Origin of the sequence: Agrococcus sp. HG114 (genome assembly GCF_024723325.1) — a bacterium.
GTDB lineage: Bacteria > Actinomycetota > Actinomycetes > Actinomycetales > Microbacteriaceae > Agrococcus.
Genome location: NZ_JANQCH010000123.1, coordinates 1 through 6,916, shown reverse-complemented (window position 1 = coordinate 6,916; position 6,916 = coordinate 1). Strand labels below are relative to the sequence as shown.

The window sequence follows — 6,916 nt, the reverse complement described above, 5'->3', positions numbered from 1 at the left end:
GCCTCTCGGGCCCGCCGCTCGCGGCGCGGTCGCTCGCGGTGCTGCGGCGCCTCCGGCGGGCGCTGCCCGCGTCGGTCGACGTCGTCTCGGTCGGCGGCGTCGAGACGGCGGCGGATGTCCGCGAGCGGCTCGACGCCGGCGCCGCGCTCGTGCAGGGCTACACCGGGTTCATCTACCGCGGCCCGGGCTGGGCGCGCGAGATCAACCGCGGGCTGCTGGGTCAGTAGCGCGCGCGGAGCTCACTCCGGGTAGTGGAAGAGCTTCGTCCGCGGCTTCGGCATGCGCATGAACGGCAGCTGCACGGCCCGCATGGTCGCGTACCAGCCGTGCCCCTTCGCATCCTTCTCGCCGAACTTCGCGCGCAGCGCGCGGCGGAGCTGCCACGCCATGAAGACCGAGTCGAGCACGACGACCACGACGAAGCCCCACAGCACGAGGTTCGCGATGAGCCGCCACTGCGGGTCGTTGAGGAACGTCATCACGAGGACGACGATCATCATCGGCATCGCGAGCGTGCCGATCGACAGGCGCGCGTCGACCCAGTCGCGCACGTAGCGGCGCACCGGCCCCTTGTCGCGCGCCGGCAGGTACTTCTCGTCACCCGACTCGAAGCCCCGGCGAGCCTTCTCGCGCTCCGCCCGCATCTTCTCCTGCACCTGGCGCCGGGCCTCCTTGCGGTCCTCCGGCACGAGCGGCCGCCGGTTGCGGGCGACCTGCTCCGACTGCTTGGGCGTGCGGCGCACCTCGGGCTGCGGCGGCGCGGCGGCGGCCTTGTCGTCGGCAGAACGGCGGAACAGCGCCACAGGGAGGTCCTTCTCGAGATGGGCTTGGGGGTCGGCCCATCGTACCGCCGTCCGCGTGCCGCGGCCGCGCCTAGGATCGAGCGCATGACCGCAGCCTCACCCGATCCCCGCGCGCTCTCGGAGCGCGACCGCGCCGTCCTCGCCGCCGTCGACGCCGGCTTCGACCGCGCCCTCGCCGACCTCACGGCGCTCGTGCGCATCCCGTCCGTCTCGTGGGACGCGTACGACCCGGCGCTCGTGCAGGAGAGCGCCGAGGCCGTCGCGGCGCTCGCCGAGGGCACGGGCGTGTTCCAGCGCGTGAGCATCGAGCGCGCCCCCATCGGCGACTCCGACGAGCTCGGGCAGCCCGCGGTGCTCGCGACGCGCGCCGCGCGCGGCGGCAAGCCGTCGATCCTGCTGTACGCGCACCACGACGTGCAGCCGTGGGGCGACGAGGCGCTGTGGCGCACGCCCCCCTTCGAGCCGACCGAGATCGACGGCCGCCTCTACGGCCGCGGCGCCTCCGACGACAAGGCCGGCGTCGTGACGCACCTCGCGGCGATCCGCGCGCTCGCCGAGGTGCTCGACCCCGAGATCGGGCTCGCGCTGTTCATCGAGGGGGAGGAGGAGCACGGCTCGCGATCCTTCAAGCGCTTCCTCGAGCTCCACGCCGACGCGCTGCGCGCCGACCTCATCGTCGTCGCCGACAGCGACAACTGGTCGGTCGACACCCCGTCGCTCACAGTCGCGCTCCGCGGCAACGTCGCGCTCAACGTGCGCGTCACGACGCTCGGCCACGCGAGCCACTCCGGCATGTACGGCGGCGCGGTGCCGGACGCGATGCTCGCGTTCTCGAAGCTCGCCGCGTCGCTCTGGCACGACGACGGCTCGGTCGCGATCGAGGGCCTCGCCGAGGCGGACCTCGACGTGCCCGAGCAGTCCGAGCAGCACCTGCGCGACGAGGCGGCCGTGCTCGACGGCGTCGAGCTCATCGGCACCGGCCCGATCCTGCAGCGCCTCTGGGCCAAGCCGTCGGCGACGATCACGGGCGTCGACGCGCCCAGCGTGCCCGACGCATCCAACACGATCCTGCCGACGATGCGGTTCCGCCTCTCGACCCGGATCGCGCCCGGCCAGTCGGCCGCCGACGCGTACGCGGCGATCGAGCGCCACCTGCGCGCGCACGCGCCCTTCGGCGCGCACCTCGAGATCACCGACGTCGACCTCGGCGACCCGTTCCTCGTCGACGCGAGCGGCTGGGGCGCCGAGCTCGCGAAGCAGGCGATGGCGGATGCGTGGGGCGCGGCGCCCGTGGAGGCGGGCATCGGCGGGTCCATCCCGTTCATCGCCGACCTCGTCGAGCAGTTCCCCGGCGCGCAGATCCTCGTGACGGGCGTCGAGGACCCGGGGACCATGGCGCACAGCCCGAACGAGTCGCAGCACCTCGGCGTGCTCAAGCGCGCGATCGGCGCCGAGGCGCTCCTGCTCGCGCGCGCCGGCGACCGTGCGGCCGGCGGGAGCGCGGAGTAGCATGGGGAGGGCCGGGCTCGCCCGGCGGGATCGAAGGGACCCGACCATGACGGATGTCGCGACGCACGGCGTCACGCTCACCGACACGGCCGCCGACAAGGTGCGCCGACTGCTCGACCAGGAGGGCCGCGACGACCTGCGGCTGCGCGTCGCGGTGCAGCCCGGCGGCTGCTCGGGCCTCATCTACCAGCTCTACTTCGACGAGCGCACGCTCGACGGCGACGTCGTGCGTGACTTCGACGGCGTCGAGGTCGTCGTCGACCGCATGAGCGTGCCCTACCTCGACGGCTCGACGATCGACTTCGAGGACTCGATCCAGAAGCAGGGCTTCACGATGGACAACCCCAACGCGCAGGGCTCGTGCGCGTGCGGCGACTCCTTCCACTGACGCCGCGACCCGCCTCCCGAGAGCGCCGCCGATCCCCGCGGATCGGCGGCGCTCCGGCATTCCAGAGGCGGATCTGTGGAGCGTCGCAGGGCCCTGGGCGCTGGCTGTGGGTACTAGGATCGAGGGAGACTGCTCACCGACTCGGAGGATGACATTGCGCAATCGTCGATCTCGTTGGATCGCGGCCCCGGTCGCGGTGGTCGTCGCTCTTGCGCTCGCCGGATGCACCCAGGCACAGCTGCAGGGGTACATGCCGTCTGAGCCGGGGCTGACGAACCACGTCGACCGCATCATGGGGCTGTGGACGACCTCGTGGATCGTGCTGCTGGGCGTGGGTGTCATCACCTGGGGCCTCATGATCTGGGCCGCCATCGCGTACCGCCGCCGCAAGGGCCAGACGGGCCTGCCGGTGCAGCTGCGCTACCACATGCCGATCGAGATCTTCTTCACGATCGTGCCCGTCGTCCTCGTCGCCGGCTTCTTCGCGTTCACCGCGCGCGACCAGGCGATCATCGAGGAGCCCATCGAGGACCCGGACTACTCGCTCACCGTCTACGGCAAGCGCTGGTCGTGGGACTTCGTCTACGAGCGCGAGGGCCAGGACCCGGTGCACTACCAGGGCATCCAGGTGCAGAACGACCCCGAGACGGGGCAGATGGACGCGAGCTCGCTCCCGACCCTCTACCTGCCGACGAACTCGTCGATCGAGATCACGCTCGAGGCCCGCGACGTCGCGCACTCCTTCTGGGTGGTGGAGTTCCTCTACAAGAAGGACATGCTGCCCGGCATCACCAACCACATGTACTTCGAGACGGGCGACCAGGAGGGCATCCTGCGCGGCAAGTGCGCGGAGCTCTGCGGCGAGTACCACGCGTCCATGCTCTTCAACGTCGAGCTCGTGAGCCCGGCGGAGTACGACGCGTACCTCGAGAGCCTCGAGGCCGAGGGCAACGTCGGCGACCTCGGCGAGTCGATCAACCCGTTCTCCGGTGACGAGAACGTCGACCCCGACCGTGACGAGGACGTCGACACGACGAACGAAGGCGAGGACCGCTGATGACTGCCACGGTGACGCCCGGCACGCAGACGCGGCCGGCGATCAGCCGCGGGGCTGAGCGCAAGGGCAATGCCCTGGTCAAGTGGATCACCACCACCGACCACAAGACGATCGGGTACATGTACCTGATCACGTCGTTCCTGTTCTTCCTGCTCGCCGGCGTGATGGCCCTGCTCATCCGCGCGCAGCTGTTCGCGCCCGGCCTCTCGGTCGTGCCGACGGAGGAGCAGTACAACCAGCTCTTCACGATGCACGGCACGATCATGCTGCTGATGTTCGCGACGCCGCTCTTCGCGGGCTTCGCGAACGTCATGATGCCGCTGCAGATCGGCGCGCCCGACGTCGCCTTCCCGCGGCTCAACGCGCTCGCGTTCTGGATGTTCTCGTTCGGCTCGCTCATCGCGATCGCGGGCTTCCTCACGCCGCAGGGCGCCGCGTCGTTCGGCTGGTTCGCCTACACGCCGCTCAGCACGTCGGCGTTCTCGCCGGGGATCGGCGGGCACCTGTGGGTGCTGGGCCTCGGCCTGTCGGGCTTCGGCACGATCATGGGTGGCGTCAACTTCGTCACCACGATCATCACGATGCGCGCCCCGGGCATGACGATGTTCCGGATGTCGATCTTCACCTGGAACATCCTCATCACGTCGCTGCTCGTGATCATCGTCTTCCCGGTGCTCGCGGCGGCCATGTTCGGCCTCGCGATGGACCGCATCCTCGGCGGCCACATCTACGACCCCGCGAACGGCGGCGCCGTGCTGTGGCAGCACCTGTTCTGGTTCTTCGGACACCCCGAGGTGTACATCATCGCGCTGCCGTTCTTCGGCATCATCTCCGAGATCACCCCGGTGTTCTCGCGGAAGCCGATCTTCGGCTACAACACGCTCGTCGGCGCGACGATCGCGATCGCCGCGCTCTCGGTCACGGTGTGGGCGCACCACATGTACGTCACGGGCACGGTGCTGCTGCCCTGGTTCGCGCTCATGACGATGCTCATCGCGGTGCCGACCGGCGTGAAGATCTTCAACTGGATCGGCACGATGTGGCGGGGCTCCATCACGTGGGAGTCGCCGATGCTCTGGACGCTCGGGTTCCTCGTGACGTTCACGTTCGGCGGCCTCACGGGCGTCATCCTCGCCTCGCCGCCGCTCGACTTCCACATCTCCGACACGTACTTCGTGGTCGCGCACTTCCACTACGTCGTCTTCGGCACCGTGGTGTTCGCGATGTTCGCCGGCTTCTACTTCTGGTGGCCGAAGTGGACGGGCAAGATGCTCAACGACCGCCTCGGTCACGTGCACTTCTGGATGCTGTTCATCGGCTTCCACATGACGTTCCTCGTGCAGCACTGGCTGGGCGTCATGGGCATGCCGCGCCGCTACTACACGTACCTCGTGGAGGACGGCTTCACCTGGATGAACCAGCTCTCGACGGTCGGCTCGATGATCCTGGGCCTGTCGATGGTGCCGTTCCTCTGGAACGTGTGGATCACGGCCCGCACCGCGCCGCGCGTGACGGTCGACGACCCGTGGGGCACCGGCCGCTCCCTCGAGTGGGCGACGAGCTGCCCGCCGCCGCGCCACAACTTCCACGCGATCCCGCGCATCCGCTCGGAGTCGCCCGCGTTCGACCTGCACCACCCCAAGGCGGGCATGCAGTACGGCGTCGGCCTCGGCGCGCTGAAGGATGCGCCGCAGCGGCCCGTGGTCGACCTGTCCGATGAGGAGGTGCGCTGACATGCGCGCGAGCATCATCCTGATGGCCGTGCTTGCCGGCTTCTTCTTCCTCTGTTCGGCGGCCTACACGCTGTGGCACATCGCCGCGTACGGCGGCCGGGTCGAGTGGGCCGGCACCCTCGGCATGGCGCTCACGGGCCTCATGGCGGTGCTGATCGGCTTCTACCTCGTGCTCGTCCGCCGCGGCCAGCACGGCGCCGAGCACCCCTCGGACCGGCTCGAGGCCGAGATCGACGACGCCGACCCCGAGGAGGGGCACTTCTCCCCGTGGAGCTGGTGGCCGTTCGCGGTCGGTGCCGCGCTCGCGGTGCTGTTCCTCTCGATCGCGGGGCCGACGTTCCTCATCCCGATCGGTGCGGGCCTGCTGCTTGTGACGCTCGTCGGCTGGGTGTACGAGCACTACCGCGGCAACTTCACGCACTGACGCGTCGTCAGCGCGACTGCGCCCCGTCCCTCTCGAGGGGCGGGGCGCAGTGCTGTCCGGCCGGGGGCCCGATCAGACGGCCCGACCCGCTCGGCGGCCCGTGTGCAGGCAGCCGCCGAGGAAGGTGCCCTCGAGCGCGCGGTAGCCGTGCACCCCGCCGCCGCCGAACCCGGCAGCCTCGCCGACGGCGAAGAGCCCCGGGATCGGCGCGCCGTCGGCGCCGAGCGCCCGCGAGTCGAGATCGGTCTCGACGCCGCCGAGGGTCTTGCGGGTGAGCGTGTGCAGGCGCACGGCGATGAGCGGCCAGTGCCGCTCGTCGAGGATGCGGTGGGGTGCGGCGGTGCGCACGAGGCGGTCGCCGATGTACTCGCGCGCGCGCCGGATCTCGACGGCCTGCGGGTCGGTGGAGCGCGGGTCTGCGACGGCGTCGTCGCGCTCGGCGATCGCCGCGACGACGCTCGCGCGGTCGAGGCCGGGGCCGAGCTGCTCCATGCCGTCGAGCAGCTCGGTGAGGCTGCGGGCGACGACGAAGTCCTCGCCGTGGTCGAGGAACGCCTGCACCGGCGCCGGCGCGCCCGGGAGCACGCGCTGGGCGAGCCGGCGCAGGCTGCGGCCCGTGAGGTCGGGGTTCTGCTCGGAGCCCGACAGCGTGAACTCCTTCTCGACGATCGACTGCGTGAGCACGAACCACGAGTGCTCGGCCCCGATCGAGCGGAGGTGCTCGAGCGTCGAGAGGGTGTCGAACCCGGGGTAGTTGGGCGAGGGGAGGCGGCGGCCGCGATCGTCGAGCCACAGGCTCGAGGGGCCGGGGAGGATGCGGATGCCGTGCTCGGGCCACACGGGGTCCCAGTTGCGGATGCCCTCGGTGTAGTGCCACATCCGGTCGCCGTTCACGAGCCGGGCGCCCGCCGCGTCGGCGAGCGCGAGGCCCGAGCCGTCGACGTGGAGGGGCACGCCGCGCACCGCTGAGCGCGGGGCGGCGCCGAGCCGCGCGGGCCACAG

At 70.9% G+C, this 6,916-nt stretch carries 7 protein-coding genes and 1 pseudogene; 6 read left to right on the top strand and 2 right to left on the bottom strand.

The annotated features are described in order from the left end of the window. Positions 1 to 227, top strand: a pseudogene (locus tag NWP09_RS10685) (dihydroorotate dehydrogenase (quinone)); the annotation flags it as partial. Positions 228 to 239: 12 nt separating this feature from the next. Here NWP09_RS10685 and NWP09_RS10680 read toward each other — a convergent pair. Then, positions 240 to 803 (bottom strand): DUF3043 domain-containing protein, encoded by a 564-nt coding sequence (locus NWP09_RS10680; protein WP_258275498.1) that lies wholly within the window; start codon positions 801 to 803, stop codon positions 240 to 242. A gap of 84 nt (positions 804 to 887) precedes the next feature. Here NWP09_RS10680 and NWP09_RS10675 point away from each other — a divergent pair, with 84 nt between their 5' ends. The 5 genes from NWP09_RS10675 (at position 888) to NWP09_RS10655 (ending at position 5,914) form a co-directional block, all read left to right on the top strand. After that, complete coding sequence (locus NWP09_RS10675; RefSeq protein WP_258275497.1) at positions 888 to 2,312, top strand: dipeptidase; 1,425 nt, start codon at positions 888 to 890, stop codon at positions 2,310 to 2,312. Between the two features lie 46 nt (positions 2,313 to 2,358). Continuing rightward, positions 2,359 to 2,700 carry an iron-sulfur cluster assembly accessory protein gene (locus NWP09_RS10670; RefSeq protein WP_258275496.1) on the top strand — a complete coding sequence of 114 codons (342 nt, stop codon included), beginning with the start codon at positions 2,359 to 2,361 and terminating at the stop codon, positions 2,698 to 2,700. A gap of 148 nt (positions 2,701 to 2,848) precedes the next feature. Next, the gene (gene coxB / locus NWP09_RS10665) at positions 2,849 to 3,757 is read left to right on the top strand and encodes a cytochrome c oxidase subunit II (RefSeq protein WP_258275495.1); all 909 of its coding nucleotides are present in this window, start codon (positions 2,849 to 2,851) and stop codon (positions 3,755 to 3,757) included. Then, entirely contained in the window at positions 3,757 to 5,490 is a 1,734-nt protein-coding gene (gene ctaD / locus NWP09_RS10660) for a cytochrome c oxidase subunit I (RefSeq protein WP_258275494.1), read from the top strand. The genes coxB and ctaD overlap by 1 nt, the downstream gene beginning before the upstream one ends. A 1-nt stretch (position 5,491) precedes the next feature. Next, positions 5,492 to 5,914, top strand: coding sequence for a cytochrome c oxidase subunit 4 (locus NWP09_RS10655; RefSeq protein WP_258275493.1), 423 nt, complete (start codon positions 5,492 to 5,494; stop codon positions 5,912 to 5,914). 72 nt (positions 5,915 to 5,986) lie between these two features. On the opposite strand, the gene NWP09_RS10650 is transcribed toward NWP09_RS10655, so the two are convergent. Then, on the bottom strand, positions 5,987 to 6,916 hold a 930-nt coding region (locus tag NWP09_RS10650), incomplete at its 5' end, for an FAD-binding dehydrogenase (RefSeq protein WP_258275492.1).